This is a genomic window from Aliiroseovarius sp. F47248L, assembly GCF_023016085.1.
Lineage (GTDB): Bacteria > Pseudomonadota > Alphaproteobacteria > Rhodobacterales > Rhodobacteraceae > Aliiroseovarius.
Window position 1 is genome coordinate 2,577,123 of record NZ_JALKBF010000001.1, and the last position, 13,991, is coordinate 2,591,113.

13 protein-coding genes are annotated in these 13,991 nt (G+C 56.5%); 9 read left to right on the top strand and 4 right to left on the bottom strand.

The window, feature by feature from the left end; all coding sequences use genetic code 11:
* Window positions 1-112: 112 nt before the first annotated feature.
* Window positions 113-1,372: a transcription antitermination factor NusB gene (locus MWU51_RS12765; RefSeq protein ID WP_247037640.1), complete on the bottom strand. Its 1,260-nt coding sequence runs from the start codon at window positions 1,370-1,372 to the stop codon at window positions 113-115.
* Between the two features lie 69 nt (window positions 1,373-1,441).
* Here MWU51_RS12765 and MWU51_RS12770 point away from each other — a divergent pair, with 69 nt between their 5' ends.
* Window positions 1,442-1,636: a DUF1674 domain-containing protein gene (locus MWU51_RS12770; RefSeq protein ID WP_247037641.1), complete on the top strand. Its 195-nt coding sequence runs from the start codon at window positions 1,442-1,444 to the stop codon at window positions 1,634-1,636.
* 16 nt (window positions 1,637-1,652) lie between these two features.
* On the opposite strand, the gene dapB is transcribed toward MWU51_RS12770, so the two are convergent.
* Window positions 1,653-2,462, bottom strand: a complete 810-nt coding sequence (dapB, locus tag MWU51_RS12775; RefSeq protein WP_247037642.1) for a 4-hydroxy-tetrahydrodipicolinate reductase — start codon at window positions 2,460-2,462, stop codon at window positions 1,653-1,655.
* A 94-nt stretch (window positions 2,463-2,556) separates the two neighbouring features.
* Between dapB and rbfA the strand changes: the two genes are divergently transcribed.
* Together rbfA and truB are read left to right on the top strand one after the other, a co-directional pair.
* Window positions 2,557-2,985 (top strand): 30S ribosome-binding factor RbfA, encoded by a 429-nt coding sequence (gene rbfA / locus MWU51_RS12780; protein WP_247037643.1) that lies wholly within the window; start codon window positions 2,557-2,559, stop codon window positions 2,983-2,985.
* Window positions 2,985-3,890, top strand: coding sequence for a tRNA pseudouridine(55) synthase TruB (gene truB, locus MWU51_RS12785; protein ID WP_247037644.1), 906 nt, complete (start codon window positions 2,985-2,987; stop codon window positions 3,888-3,890). The genes rbfA and truB overlap by 1 nt, the downstream gene beginning before the upstream one ends.
* Window positions 3,891-3,905: 15 nt before the next feature.
* Here the strand turns inward: truB and deoA are convergent, their stop codons facing one another.
* The gene (gene deoA / locus MWU51_RS12790) at window positions 3,906-5,213 is read right to left on the bottom strand and encodes a thymidine phosphorylase (protein WP_247037645.1); all 1,308 of its coding nucleotides are present in this window, start codon (window positions 5,211-5,213) and stop codon (window positions 3,906-3,908) included.
* Between the two features lie 92 nt (window positions 5,214-5,305).
* On the opposite strand from deoA, the gene MWU51_RS12795 reads away from it, so the two are divergent.
* Window positions 5,306-5,812 carry a DUF1643 domain-containing protein gene (locus tag MWU51_RS12795; protein ID WP_247037646.1) on the top strand — a complete coding sequence of 169 codons (507 nt, stop codon included), beginning with the start codon at window positions 5,306-5,308 and terminating at the stop codon, window positions 5,810-5,812.
* A gap of 10 nt (window positions 5,813-5,822) precedes the next feature.
* Here MWU51_RS12795 and MWU51_RS12800 read toward each other — a convergent pair whose 3' ends face one another.
* Complete coding sequence (locus MWU51_RS12800; RefSeq protein ID WP_247037647.1) at window positions 5,823-7,139, bottom strand: calcium-binding protein; 1,317 nt, start codon at window positions 7,137-7,139, stop codon at window positions 5,823-5,825.
* A 147-nt stretch (window positions 7,140-7,286) separates the two neighbouring features.
* Between MWU51_RS12800 and MWU51_RS12805 the strand changes: the two genes are divergently transcribed.
* The 5 genes from MWU51_RS12805 to MWU51_RS12825 all read left to right on the top strand — a co-directional run bounded on the left by MWU51_RS12805 (window position 7,287) and on the right by MWU51_RS12825 (window position 13,450).
* The gene (locus MWU51_RS12805) at window positions 7,287-7,601 is read left to right on the top strand and encodes a DUF5665 domain-containing protein (RefSeq protein ID WP_247037648.1); all 315 of its coding nucleotides are present in this window, start codon (window positions 7,287-7,289) and stop codon (window positions 7,599-7,601) included.
* A gap of 156 nt (window positions 7,602-7,757) precedes the next feature.
* Entirely contained in the window at window positions 7,758-8,027 is a 270-nt protein-coding gene (gene rpsO, locus MWU51_RS12810) for a 30S ribosomal protein S15 (protein ID WP_242114301.1), read from the top strand.
* A 144-nt stretch (window positions 8,028-8,171) separates the two neighbouring features.
* Window positions 8,172-8,924 (top strand): sterol desaturase family protein, encoded by a 753-nt coding sequence (locus MWU51_RS12815; RefSeq protein ID WP_247037649.1) that lies wholly within the window; start codon window positions 8,172-8,174, stop codon window positions 8,922-8,924.
* Between the two features lie 168 nt (window positions 8,925-9,092).
* Entirely contained in the window at window positions 9,093-11,240 is a 2,148-nt protein-coding gene (pnp, locus tag MWU51_RS12820; RefSeq protein ID WP_247037650.1) for a polyribonucleotide nucleotidyltransferase, read from the top strand.
* A 257-nt stretch (window positions 11,241-11,497) separates the two neighbouring features.
* Window positions 11,498-13,450, top strand: a complete 1,953-nt coding sequence (locus MWU51_RS12825; protein WP_247037652.1) for a M10 family metallopeptidase — start codon at window positions 11,498-11,500, stop codon at window positions 13,448-13,450.
* Window positions 13,451-13,991 lie beyond the last annotated feature (541 nt).

The following is a 13,991-nucleotide window of genomic DNA, read 5'->3' on the forward strand; positions in this document are numbered from 1 at the left end:
CGCCTCGCCTCAATCATCCAACTGCGTTGAACATGGCCCCTCTGGTGGGGGCTTTGGCAAAAGCATACAGACCCGCATGACGAGAGTCATCGGTGAATTGCGCTTATATACGTCAGGCTTTGCGAAACGCTGTGATGAAGAACCCATCCATCCCGCCAAGTTCGGTGTTGAAATGCGGCAATATACGCAGCCCTTCGGGGCCAATCCAGCTGTTGTCAACACCCGGAAGACGCAGCGCATCCAGTTCGACCTGAATATCTGCATGACGTCCCAGCGCATCACGCACCTGTTCCTCACCTTCGTCGATCAGAAGACTGCACGTGCAGAAGACCAGACGCCCGCCCTGCTTCAACAGCCCGATGGCGCGGTCGATCATGTATTCCTGCAACTCGAACAGGCCGGGAAAGTCGCTTCCATCCTTGGCGTTCGGCAAATCGGGATGCCTGCGGATCGTGCCGGTTGCGGTGCAGGGGGCATCCAACAGGATCGCGTCAAACTGAGGCTCGTCAAATTCCAGCGCGTCACCAATGACCAACGTCGCCTCTAGCCCGGTGCGTGCAAGGTTTTCAGCCACGCGCTTCATCCGCACCTCGGACACGTCCAGCGCCGTCACATCCGCCCCGGTCGCCGCAAGCTGCATGGTCTTGCCACCCGGTGCGGCGCACATATCCAGCACGCGGTCGCCCGCCTTGGGCGCAAGCACCTTCGCCGGCAACGCCGCCGATGCATCCTGCACCCACCAATCGCCCGCCTCATACCCGTCCAGCCCGGTCACTTGCCCGGCGTCTTGCAGGCGCACCGAACCCGTCGGCAGCAACGTCCCGCCAAGCCGCTTGGCCAGTTCGGCCGCATCGGTTTTCGCGGTCAGATCAAGCGGCGGGGCAAGCGCCTGAACGGCCTCGATCGCCTCAACCTGCGCCTTGCCAAAATCGGCAATCAGCGGTTTGCGCAGCCATTTTGGTAGCCGCGGGACCGGCAAGCTGTCCCATTTGCCCGCCTCGTCCGCGACCTTGCGCAGAACGGCGTTAACCAGACCAGATAGCCGCTCGGTTTCGCGCGTTTCGCGGGTCGCGGCCACAAGCGAGTTCACCACGCCATGCGCGGCCCCGCCTGTGCAGATCTCGGCCACACCCAGCCGCAGAATGTTCAGAACCCGCGCAGGTGGGCGCTTTTTCAGATGCGGCCCTAACATGCGGTCGGCCCGATCCATGTTGCGAAGCGCGAGAAGGGTCAAACGTTGGGCGCGGGCGCGGTCTTCGGGGGCAACTTTGGCCAGCCGTTTCGGCAATGCCTCGGACAGCAAACGATGCTCGTCCAGCACGTCCCCCAACAAATCCACCGCGATATGTCGCGGGTCCATGGCGTTGCTCATCGGCACCCCTTTGCGTTTCATCTGCGCGCGACCTATATCATGGCACAGAAAGCCACAAGGATCAGGCCCATGTCCGACACGCCGTCAAAGCCCCATAACGACCTGCCGCCCGCCGCCAGACGTGCGCTTGCCGAAGCCGCGGAACGCCGCAAAAAGGCCGAGGCCGAGGCTAAAGCCCACCCGAAAGAATACGGCGGCCGTGACGGCCCCGAACCTGTCCGCTATGGCGATTGGGAAAAGAAGGGCATTGCGATCGACTTTTGATCGACCTTTAGGCCGTTTACAGCCCCAGCACATCCATCATGTCGTATTCGCCGGGTTTCTTGCCCTGCCCCCAAAGCGCGGCCTTCACCGCCCCGCGGGCGAAAATGGCGCGATCCGTTGCGACATGGCGCAGAACGATCCGTTCGCCGGGGGCTGCAAACATCACGTCATGTTCGCCTACAATGTCCCCGCCGCGCACCGCGTGAAACCCGATGTCACCGCGCTTACGCTCGCCAGTCATGCCGTCCCGGCCCCGGTCTGAGGCATCAACCAGATCGACGCCACGACCGGCCGCCGCAGCCTCGCCCAGCATCAGCGCGGTGCCTGAGGGGGCATCCACCTTGTGGTGGTGATGTGCCTCGATAATCTCAATGTCGAAATCTTCGTCCAATGCTTCGGCCACTTTGCGGGTCAGTTGAACCAGAAGATTGACCCCAAGGCTCATATTGCCTGCACGCACGATGGTCGAGTGCCGCCCGGCCAGTGCCAGCTTCGCCAGATCATCGTCGCTAAGCCCGGTGGTGCCGATCACATGAACCGCGCGTGCCTGCGCTGCAATCTCGGCCATGGCGACGGTGGCCGCGGGCGCGGTGAAATCAATGACCGCCTGCGCTTTGGCCATCGTCTCCAGCGGATCATCCGACACGGTGACGCCCAGCGCCTGACCGCCCATGCAGATACCAATATCCTTGCCGACCCAATCATGCCCGGAACGTTCCAACGCGCCGACCAGTCGCGCGCCCTTGTTCGCGTTGATTTCACGGATCAACATCTGGCCCATCCGGCCTGACGCACCCATCACAACAATGCCCGGCAAATCGCTCATCTTCGTCTCCTTCGCTTCATCGCTGTCTAGCGCGCTTGCCCCATCTTGGCAAAGCCCTGTTGCGAAGGCGCGCAATCGGGCCTAAATGGCCTTTATGGCAAAGAACCGATTTCATGACACAGCCGGCCCAACGCAGCGACAGCTGCGCATCGCCGAGCTGATCCGCCGGACCCTGTCCGAAGCATTGATGCGTAGCGATGTGCACGACCCCGACCTTGGGCGCATGTCGATCACAATTGGCGAGGTGCGCGTGACACCGGACCTGAGCATTGCAACCGTGTTCGCCCTGCCCTTGGGTGGCAAGGATGGCGATCTGGCGATCAAGGCGCTGGCCCGCAACAAGGGCGAGCTGCGCCGCATTCTGGGCAAGGCGTTGAAGATCAAGCACACGCCGGACCTGCGTTTCATGGTGGACGAGACCTTCGACCAGATGGACCACACCAATCGCCTCTTGTCACAGGAACGCGTGCAGCGCGACCTGTGCGCGAAAGATGACGACGAGGAAGGATCGGAGGACATCTGATGGGACGCCGCAAGAAGGGGCGGGACATTCACGGCTGGCTGGTCGTGGACAAGCCCGCCGGTGTCAGTTCGAACGCCGTGGTGAACAAGGTGCGTTGGGCGATGGACGCTAAAAAAGCGGGCCATGCAGGCACGTTGGACCCGGAAGCCACTGGCGTTCTGGCGGTCGCCTTGGGTGAAGCCACCAAGACGGTGCCTTACATCACCGACGCGCTGAAAGCCTACGTTTTCACTGTCCGGCTTGGTCAGGCGACCAATACCGATGACACCGAAGGCGAGGTCATCGCCGAAAGCGATGCCCGCCCCACCGATAACGATATTCAAGCCGCTTTGAGCCAGTTCACCGGCCAAATTATGCAGGTGCCACCGAAGTTTTCAGCGGTCAAGATCGACGGTGAACGCGCTTACAAGTTGGCCCGTGAAGGCGAAGATGTCGAGATTGCTGCTCGTCCCCTATGGGTCGAGGAATTGGTGATGCTGGACCGACTCGACGCTGATCACGTCACACTAGAGATGACCTGCGGCAAGGGCGGCTACGTCCGTTCCATCGCCCGCGATCTGGGCGAGGTTCTGGGGTGTCTCGGCCATGTTCGCGAATTGCGCCGCATCTGGTCTGGCCCGTTTGACGTCGAAAACGGCGTGAACCTTGAACTGGTCGAGAAACTGGCGAAAACCGGGGAGCTTGACGCTTATCTTCATCCGCTTGAAGACGGGTTGGCGGATTTGCCGGAACTGAAGGCGACGGACGAAGGTGCGACCCGTCTTCGCCATGGCAACCCCGGCATGGTGATTGCGTCAGATGTTGAATATGGCGATGAAGCATGGGCATCCCGAGACGGGAAAGCCGTTGCAGTTGGCACCTATCGCGCTGGTGAATTGCATCCCTCGCGGGTTTTCAACCAATAATCGCTCCGCTCATCTTCAGTCGATGATGTCACGCACAACTGGCGCCGAAGCGGGATTGTCTCCGATATCATAGGCAGACAGAATCTGGGATTGTGACCGTTTCGCTGCTTCTTCGCTTTGCGCATGAACCAATGCGATCGTATCGCCTTTTTCGACCATAGCCCCCAGCGGTAAAAGCCCGGTCAAACCAACCGCCGGATCGACCGCATCGCCTGATACGCGGCGCCCGCCTCCCAGTTCGACCACGGCCAAACCGACATCACGGGTTGCAATAGCGTTGACATGACCTGCGCTAGGTGCTGGCACTTTCCACAGGACAGGGGCAACCGGCAAATACTTTTGATGGTTCTCGACAAAATCCAGAGGCCCGCCAAGAGCAGCGACCATCTTGCCAAACCGTTCAGTGGCGCGCCCGTCATCAAGCGCCGCCTGGGCCAATATGCGTGCGCTGTCGCGATCCGCTTCGATCCCGGCTGTCACCAACATTTCACCACACAAGCCGATCACGACTTCGGTCAACCGAGCTTCTCGGCGCACACCGGTCAGAAATTCGACCGCGTTGACGACCTCGACCGCGTTCCCCGCCGCATCCGCCAACGGTTGGTTCATGTCGGTCAGAAGCGCATGGCATGGCAACCCGGCGGCACGCGCGACCTCGGTGATCGACACGGCAAGCTCGCGGGCCTTCTCAAAATCCGACATGAAAGCCCCATTGCCGAACTTCACGTCCATCACCAGCGACCCAAGTCCGGCCGCCAATTTCTTCGACAGGATCGAGGCGGTAATGAGCGCGATACTTTCCACCGTTGCCGTCACGTCCCGAATGCCATAGAACCGCTTGTCCGCCGGGGCCAGATGCGCAGTTTGCCCGATGATGGCGCAACCGACTTCATTTACCACTTTCGAGAACACAGCATTGTCCGGTGTCGCCACATACCCGGGGATTGACTCCATCTTGTCCAGCGTTCCGCCGGTATGCCCCAGCCCACGGCCCGAAATCATCGGCACATACGCCCCACATGCCGCGATGATCGGGGCTAGCATCAGGCTGACGTTGTCACCGACACCCCCGGTCGAGTGTTTGTCGACAACTGGCCCCGGCAGGCCCGACCAATCAAACACATCCCCACTGTCACGCATCGCCAAGGTCAGGGCGGCAGCTTCGTCGCGAGCCATCCCGTTCAACAGCACGGCCATGGCAAAGGCTGCGACCTGCGCGTCACTGGCGCTGTCGTTCGAAATGCCCTGTACCATCTGGGCAATCTCGTCATCTGTCAGGCAATTACCATCGCGCTTTTTTCGAATGATCTCGGATATCAGCATGGTCGCCCCTTTTTGTCTGGTGTCAGTGTCGGACCAATCGCGGGGCGGTGCAAGGGCTTGCCAATTCTGTGCGCCACAGTCAAAACACCCCTATGATTACGCGCGAATTTCAGAAGGGCGACGCCCATTCCGTCGCGGTCTATTCAGACTGCGAGAAATACCGTTACCAGCTTACCCGCGTCTGGGAACCGACGGGACGCAAGGCGCTGTTCATCATGCTCAACCCGTCCACCGCAACCGAAGTGCAGAATGACCCCACCGTCGAACGCTGCGAACGGCGTGCGCGCACTTTGGGGTTTGGGGCCTTTCGCGTCACCAACATCTTTGCCTGGCGTGACACCGATCCGCGAAATATGCGTGCGGCAACGGATCCGGTCGGACCGGCAAATGACGCTGCCATCGTGGATAGTTGCCCTTGGGCGGATCAGATCATTTGTGGCTGGGGTACGCATGGGGCTCATCTGGACCGTGGCGCGCAAGTCGAGGCGTTGCTGCGCCAGACCGGCCAACCTGCTTTTCATCTTGGTCAGACGAAGAACGGGCACCCGAAGCACCCGCTCTATATCGCGTATACCGAACAACCTCGGGAATGGTTCTGATTGTTGAAGGTCAGCCAAGCACGTTTGGCGCTACCTCAACATAGACATCATAGGTTGTTGCACCCGGCGCACCACGCAGGATCGCGACCACTTCACCATTCACGGTTACAACGCCATCCTCTCCGGTAGTTGAAGGATGGACATCATATTCCAGTGCTCCGGTGTCTTGGGTCGGATCCAAGGACACGCGCAGGAAGTCTTGACCGGGGACAAAATCCATCACTTCGGCATGATCTTCACCCGCCGCCGCATCAGAATAGATCCAAAACACGTCTTCGCCTTCGCCCCCGATAGCGATGTTGCTGCGGTCCATGATCAGCGTATCGTTACCCGAACCGCCGTCCAGCGTGTCCTGATCGCCATCTATATGCCAGTTGAAATCATGACGTTCAGCACCTCCACGTTCCATCGCGTGGCCAAGATGGTTGATGATATCATCACCCTCCCCTCCTTTCAAAGTATCGGCACCATGCCCGCCATAAAGCGCATCGTCACCCGCACCACCGATCAGAACATCATTGTCCGTTGAATTTGCACCTGCATTATCCTTCGCCTCATGCTTGCCACCGAACAGTTGATCATCCCCGTCGCTGCCAATCAGAAGGTCATCACCTGCTCCGCCATCCAGAAAGCTGTCGAGGCTGTTCGAAGCGTCCAGCGTATCATCCCCGTCACCTCCGAACCCGGCCAACACACCTTCACCCGCGGTGATCACATCGTCGCCATCATTGCCAAATAGGTAAGCAGCACCGTCTCCCGATATCAGCGAGTCGTCGCCAGCACCGCCGTCAACAACGGGCACCTCGACCTCATCGCCATCACGTAGAATGGGTGTGCCGTGAAATTCGTCGACCGAGCCCGCACCCGTGCCATCAATACCATCATCTGGCAAAAGCATGCGATCATTCGCATCTGTTAGCGACAGCTCGTCGATATCACCAAGGAAATGCCTCATATCTTCGCGCCCATAGTGCTGATCCGTTTCCGTGCCCAGCAAACGATCCAGCAAACTGGCAACTTGATGTGGGGTCTCGCCATCCCCCAACCCATTGTTTGGCTTTAGAATCGCATCGTCGACACTGATGTCCTGACCCGGAATAACTTGATCCTCGGTATTTGGTTGCAAGACCGTATCTGCATCTTCGCTGTCAGCGATGCCTCCTTCGTCAACTGCGATGAAATCACCTGGACCCGCGGGTGGAACAGGTTCAGTGCCACGACCGGCGTCGTCCTCTTCTGTATCATCATCGTCCGAGAAACCTTCGGTGAAGCTTTCTGCCATAAAGGCAACCGGCAGCAGACCCAGAAACAATAACGAAAACAACATTTTACAGCTCGCCTTCCAAAAACGCGAAAAGGTAGAACTCGCGACACGACACAGGTTGGCACAGACAACCGCTTGCGATTGTAGTCGTCTGACCGCAAACTCATAGAAAATAGTGATTACAATCTTAAATTAATGATTGGTTAACAAATGGTTAACAAGCCGGAAGAGACACGAGCGAGCGTCAGAAACAAGCTGGCCGAACGCGAGCGGGCTTTGTCGTTCGAAGTCCGAGCCCTGCGGGCCGAGGTGGAACGGATGAACAATCATCGCTTCATAAAGCTACACGATTCCCTATGGAAACTTGGTTTGTTTCAGCTTTATCGTGGTCTCGCTTTCGGCCTGGGATCGGTGCTGGGCGCATCGTTACTGGTCTCGGTTTTGCTTTTTGTGCTTTCGTCGATTGATTTCATTCCCGTGCTGGGGGATTGGGCGCAGCAGATCATTGATGAGATGCAAAGATAAGGGATCGCCAGAGGGCTGGCGTTTTTCCTTTGCGTTTTCCGGAGAATCTTCCTATACGCGCGCATCTGGTCACCGATGTGAGCAGACCTCTCCACGGGCCTTGCTGGACGACATCCCGGCCTGCGCCATTAACTCTAACTCATGAAGGAGACCCCGATGTCGATTACGCCTGAAGAAAAAACTCGCCTGATCAAAGAGTTCGGCACCAAAGACGGTGACACTGGTTCGCCCGAAGTGCAGGTTGCAATCCTGTCCTCGCGCATCGCGACCCTGACCGAGCACTTCAAAACCCATAAAAAAGACAACCACGGTCGCCGTGGCCTTTTGAAAATGGTTGCTCAGCGTCGGAAACTTCTGGACTACGCGCGCGCGAAAGATGAGGCCCGCTATCAGGACCTGATCAAACGCCTCGGCCTGCGCCGCTAAGCGTTACTCCAGAACTCGGATGAAGGGGCTGTTTCGCAGCCCCTTTTTCTTTGGCTCCACACCGCGTGATCATGCTTTACGTCAGGTTTCCCTTGATCGTTGCCCTTTTGATTGCCCATTCTCTTTGGACCAAGGAGGACACCCATGAAAGCCACACTCGCCATTTTGATCAATATGGGCACCCTGCAGAGGCTGTTTCCGTTTTGGCTTATCGGCGTGTTCGCGTTTTTCTATTGGTTCACACCTTGGTTCCTATTGGCTTTAGTGTACGGTGCCATCCTTCAGTTTTTCGTGGAATATGTGATGCATCGCTTCTTGTATCACCGCGAACCACCAACGGAACAAAGCGTTTTCAACGACCTGTATCGCAGCCATATTGGACACCACGAGTTTCCCAACGATGCCGAATACTTCACTGGCGGGGACCACTGGTATGCCTTGCGCTTTGCGATGGTCTCGCTTGCACTGCACAGCTTGGTCTTGTGGCCGTTTCTTGGGTTTGGAACCGCTGTTCTGATATCCTATGTCGCGCTGTTTGTTGGGTCGGTCAGCGCGTTTACGTTCTATGAATACTGCCACACGCTGGCGCATGTAAACGTGCCAAAAGGTTGGTTCGGCCAGCGCGTCACTCGATCCCACTTGGCACACCATTACCAAGATCACCAGGCCACCTTTCACGTGAGTTTCGGCATGGGTTGGATCGACCGCCTGTTTGGAACCAAACACGACCGCGATGTTGCCCGTAAACGGTTTGACCGCGACACGATCCTGTCGATGGGAATGGACCCGGAAGACCTGCGATTGGTGACCGCGCGAAAGGCGTTCGGGATCACCAAGCTGCCGCGCGGCAAGCTGACCCGGAACCAAGCCACCGAAAGTCCGAAGCCGTCGACCTGAGAGCAACAATCCTGTTTCCAAACCCCTGCTTTTCCTATATGGACCGCCCATCTGAGACGTGACGCTTCGACCCCGGCGCATGAAACGATAGAGGGGTCGGTGGCAATGGGGCCACCATGACAACGGGAGACCCGGAGGGCCGGGAGTGCTCCCAACTAGGAAAACATGATGTTTGATGTAACCAAAAAATCGATTGAGTGGGGCGAAGAAACCCTCACTCTGGAAACGGGCAAGGTTGCCCGTCAGGCTGACGGATCGGTCATCGCCACGCTGGGTGAGACTTCGGTCATGGCCAACGTAACCTTCGCGAAGGAACAAAAGCCCGGACAGGACTTTTTCCCGCTGACGGTTCACTACAACGAGAAATACTACGCAGCCGGCAAGATCCCCGGTGGCTTCTTCAAACGCGAAGCCCGCCCGACGGAAAAAGAGACGCTGACAAGCCGTCTGATTGACCGTCCGATCCGCCCGCTGTTCGTTCCCGGCTTCAAGAACGAAGTTCTGGTGATCTGCACCGTTCTGAGCCACGACCTTGTCAACGATCCCGACATCGTGGCGATGATCGCGGCGTCCGCTGCACTGACCATTTCGGGCGCGCCCTTCATGGGTCCGATTGCCGCTGCACGCGTGGGCTTTGAAGATGGCGAATACGTCCTGAACCCGACATGCGACGACATGCACCAGCTGCGCAACAACCCGGATCAACGTCTGGACCTTGTTGTCGCCGGTACCAAAGACGCCGTAATGATGGTGGAATCGGAAGCTTACGAGTTGACTGAAGCCGAGATGCTGGGCGCTGTAAACTTTGCGCACGAACAGATCCAGCCGGTGATCGACCTGATCATCGAACTGGCCGAAGCTGCTGCGAAAGAGCCGTTCGACTATCAACCCGTTGATTTTTCGGACCTCTATGCTGCTGTGAAAGCGGCTGGCGAAGACAAGATCCGGGCGGCCTATGGCAACACCGATAAACAAGAGCGTGTCGCAGCAATCGCTGCTGCCAAGGAAGACATCAAAGCCGCTCTGACCGAAGAGCAGCTTGAGGACGAGAACCTTGGTTCGGCACTGAAGAAGCTGGAAAGCTCGGTTGTGCGTGGCGATGTCGTGAAGACCGGCAAGCGTATCGACGGCCGTGCACTGGACACTGTTCGTCCGATCGTATCAGAAGTGGGCGTACTGCCCCGGACTCACGGTTCGGCCTTGTTCACCCGTGGTGAAACGCAGGGTTTGGTTGTAACCACGCTGGGCACCGGCGACGACGAACAGATGATCGACGCGCTGACCGGCACCTATAAATCGAACTTCATGCTGCACTACAACTTCCCGCCCTACTCGGTCGGCGAAGTGGGCCGCTTCGGTTTCACCGGTCGTCGTGAAATCGGTCACGGTAAACTGGCATGGCGTGCGCTGCAGGCTGTTTTGCCGACCCCAACCGACTTCCCCTACACCATCCGCGTTGTGTCTGAGATCACTGAATCGAACGGCTCATCCTCGATGGCATCGGTCTGTGGTGGTTCGCTGTCCATGATGGACGCGGCTGTTCCGCTGAAAGCACCAGTTGCTGGTGTGGCAATGGGTCTGATCCTGGAAGATGACGGATCGTATGCGGTTCTGACCGACATTCTGGGGGACGAAGATCACCTGGGTGACATGGACTTCAAGGTCGCAGGCACCGAAGACGGGATCACGTCCTTGCAGATGGACATCAAGGTCGCAGGCATCACGCCCGAGATCATGGAGAAAGCCCTGGCACAAGCCAAAGAAGGCCGTCTGCATATTCTTGGCGAGATGAACAAGGCGTTGTCCACCGGCCGTGAAGAATTCTCGGCCCATGCCCCACGCATCGAGACCATGAACATCCCTACCGACAAGATCCGTGAAGTGATCGGTTCGGGCGGCAAGGTTATCCGCGAAATCGTGGAAACCTCGGGTGCCAAGGTCGACATCAACGATGACGGCGTGATCAAGATCGCATCGCCAAACGGCGACGCCATCCAGAAGGCATATGACATGATCCACGCGATCGTGGCAGAGCCAGAAGAAGGTGCGATCTATACGGGTAAGGTCGTGAAAATTGTCGATTTCGGCGCCTTCGTGAACTTCTTTGGCAAACGCGACGGTCTGGTCCATGTGTCCCAGATCGAAAATCGCCGCCTGAACCACCCTTCGGACGTTTTGAAAGAAGGTCAGGAAGTGAAAGTGAAACTTCTGGGATTCGACGACCGCGGTAAGGTACGCCTGTCGATGAAAGTCGTCGATCAAGAAACCGGTGAAGAAGTCGCGCCTGAACAAAAGAAAAAAGACGAAGACGCATAAGCTGCGAAGCGTTTGGAACAGAAAGCCCCGATGGAAACATCGGGGCTTTTTTCTTGTGATTACATGACGTTGTATAACATCGACTACGATGAACAGCTCCCACCAAACTGATTGCTACTCTACTAGGATCTGCCTTATTGTCGTCCCAAATCAGTTTCAAATTGGGGCGGCATATTTTTGAATGAGGGTTGATGAGTGAAGCACCTTACAACATGTTTTTTCGTTAGGGAGGCGCGGCAGGTTGTCGGCGGATTTAGATGGCACTGAGACACGTATCGCCAGGTGATTTCTCAATCCAGCTCACGCATGGTTTTTCAAAGTATTTTGGTGAGCCTCTGGGAGCAGCGTTCAACCTCGGCTCTGATCGCACAATTTATTACAACGTCGACTACATTTCTGATGCTGGCGGCTGGTTCGCCGAAAAAGCTTTGGACGCTTGGGCAGCTGTGTCGGGTATCAACTTCGTTGCCTCAAGTTACAGCAATGCGGATATCAGGTTCGGTCAAAGCGACTCATCAGGCGCTTATGCTACCACATACTTCGATGGTTATGGTGACATCACCCAAGCGAATGTAAACATTCCCAACTGGTGGATCAGTGGTGATAGCTACAACTTGAACAGCTACGGCTATCAAACTTATCTGCACGAGATCGGGCACGCATTGGGACTTGGGCACGCTGGTAACTACAACGGTCTGGCCAGCTTTCCGTATGACGCCAAATTTGCGAATGACAGTTGGCAAATGAGCGTGATGTCCTACTTCTCCCAAACAGATAACCCGAATGTGAACGCTTCTTTTGCCTATGTTTTGACGCCAATGGCCGCCGACATAATCGCTATAAACAGGCTTTATGGCCTTCCCAACGGTGGCGATAAAGTCAACACCAGCAACACTGTCTGGGGCCTCAATTCGAACGCACAAGGCCCGGCTGCAAATTTCTCGCTGCAACAGCCCGCGATGACAATGACGATTTTCGATCAGGGCGGTAATGACACCTTGGATGTTTCAAATACTGGACATTACCAAGTGATAAATTTGAAGCCAGGCCACTTTTCAAGTGTCTACGGTAAATCCAATAACATCTACATTGATCGCTTGTCTCACATCGAAAACGCGGCAGGCGGCAATGGTGTCGACAAGATGATCGGTAACGCTTTTGCCAACAAGTTGTCGGGTGGCGCGGGCGCCGACAAAATATATGGCGGCGGCGGCAATGACGAACTGCGCGGCGAACATGGTGCTGATGTTCTGTTTGGTGAAAGCGGTATCGACACAATCTTCGGTGACGTGGGTTGGGATATCATTCGCGGTGGCGACGGCTCCGACAACATCTATGGCGGTAGCGGCAACGATGCCCTGATCGGTGAGCGGGGACACGATTTTATTCAGGGCGGCGATGGCAACGATGATATCCGAGGCGGCTTGAATAACGATACCCTGTATGGGAATGCCGGAGGCGACAGAATCTTAGGAGAGGACGGACTAGATACAATCTTCGGCGATGTAGGATGGGATATCATTCGTGGCGGCTCAGGTTCGGACAATATTGACGGAGGTCGCGGCGATGACGCCCTGTTTGGTGATCGCGGGCATGATCTGGTGAAGGGAGGGGATGGCAACGACACAATCCACGGCGGCATGGATAACGACACGCTGCTTGGCGGCGTAGGAGCCGACAATATCTATGGCGGGCATGGCAGGGACACAATCTATGGGGGTAGTGACGCAGATCTGATTTCAGGTGGTGATGGTAACGACCAAATCTATGGTGACGCAGGCGCTGATGCGTTGATTGGAAATTCCGGGAATGATGTCATCTTTGGTGGGGATGGCAACGACCTCATGGCTGGTGGGTACGGATTCGACGTGTTGATTGGCGGTGCAGGAAATGATCGTCTAAATGGCGAGGCTTCACGCGACCGTCTGAACGGAGGTCAAGGCCATGATGTCATGATCGGTGGACCGGGTGGCGACACGTTCTACTTCAACGATGGTAATGACGTTGTTCAAGATTTCTCGGACGCACAGGGTGACATTATTGAAATCGACAGCGCACTGGTGTCGACCTCGAATGTCGCAAGTTTCATCGCATCCAATGCCTCGAGTGATGGACACCACACGACGATTACATTCGACAATGGCGACACGCTAATGTTGCTGGGCGTCACAGACCCGAACTCAATTGTGGATGACGTCTTTTTTGTGTGAACTACGCATTGCTGGCTGCAAAGTCACCTGCACCGGAAAATCAAAGAACCTTCAAAACACATAAAGTCTAAAGTCCGGGTGGAAACACCGGGCTTTATTCAATTTGCTAGGCTTTCTCTCCGATGACGCAATGTGCGTCACAATCGGAATGGTCTGCACGTCCGTCCAGACTCGTTCGGTTAGTTCAGCAACATTCTGGAAAAGAAAATGCCAACATAAGCCGCGAAAACGCGCGCGTTTCAATTTTGCTTTCAACTGACTGCGCATTGACATCAATGCTCAGTTATCGAAGCCAGTTACGCAAGCTCTACAGCGTCGCCAAGGTTAACCCTTTGGATCTATCCAAGCAGCATATATTGAACATCTACGTCGCAGCATTTACTGCGCCCACCCTACCGAAAATCAACGGTAAAGAGGTAACCGTGACACCCTTTCATGCTTTAGCAAAAGGCATGGTCCCCTCCTCAGAGGTAAACACCTTGAGCCTATACGCCACCTTGCTGCCGCGAACTGAAAGCAGCTTCAAGCCTTCACTACCAAG

Coding starts and splice junctions, on each gene's coding strand:
- MWU51_RS12765 (WP_247037640.1), bottom strand. CDS start 1,372: ATGAGCAACGCCATGGACCCGCGACATATCGCGGTGGATTTGTTGGGG.
- MWU51_RS12770 (WP_247037641.1), top strand. CDS start 1,442: ATGTCCGACACGCCGTCAAAGCCCCATAACGACCTGCCGCCCGCCGCC.
- dapB (WP_247037642.1), bottom strand. CDS start 2,462: ATGAGCGATTTGCCGGGCATTGTTGTGATGGGTGCGTCAGGCCGGATG.
- rbfA (WP_247037643.1), top strand. CDS start 2,557: ATGGCAAAGAACCGATTTCATGACACAGCCGGCCCAACGCAGCGACAG.
- truB (WP_247037644.1), top strand. CDS start 2,985: ATGGGACGCCGCAAGAAGGGGCGGGACATTCACGGCTGGCTGGTCGTG.
- deoA (WP_247037645.1), bottom strand. CDS start 5,213: ATGCTGATATCCGAGATCATTCGAAAAAAGCGCGATGGTAATTGCCTG.
- MWU51_RS12795 (WP_247037646.1), top strand. CDS start 5,306: ATGATTACGCGCGAATTTCAGAAGGGCGACGCCCATTCCGTCGCGGTC.
- MWU51_RS12800 (WP_247037647.1), bottom strand. CDS start 7,139: ATGTTGTTTTCGTTATTGTTTCTGGGTCTGCTGCCGGTTGCCTTTATG.
- MWU51_RS12805 (WP_247037648.1), top strand. CDS start 7,287: ATGGTTAACAAGCCGGAAGAGACACGAGCGAGCGTCAGAAACAAGCTG.
- rpsO (WP_242114301.1), top strand. CDS start 7,758: ATGTCGATTACGCCTGAAGAAAAAACTCGCCTGATCAAAGAGTTCGGC.
- MWU51_RS12815 (WP_247037649.1), top strand. CDS start 8,172: ATGAAAGCCACACTCGCCATTTTGATCAATATGGGCACCCTGCAGAGG.
- pnp (WP_247037650.1), top strand. CDS start 9,093: ATGTTTGATGTAACCAAAAAATCGATTGAGTGGGGCGAAGAAACCCTC.
- MWU51_RS12825 (WP_247037652.1), top strand. CDS start 11,498: ATGGCACTGAGACACGTATCGCCAGGTGATTTCTCAATCCAGCTCACG.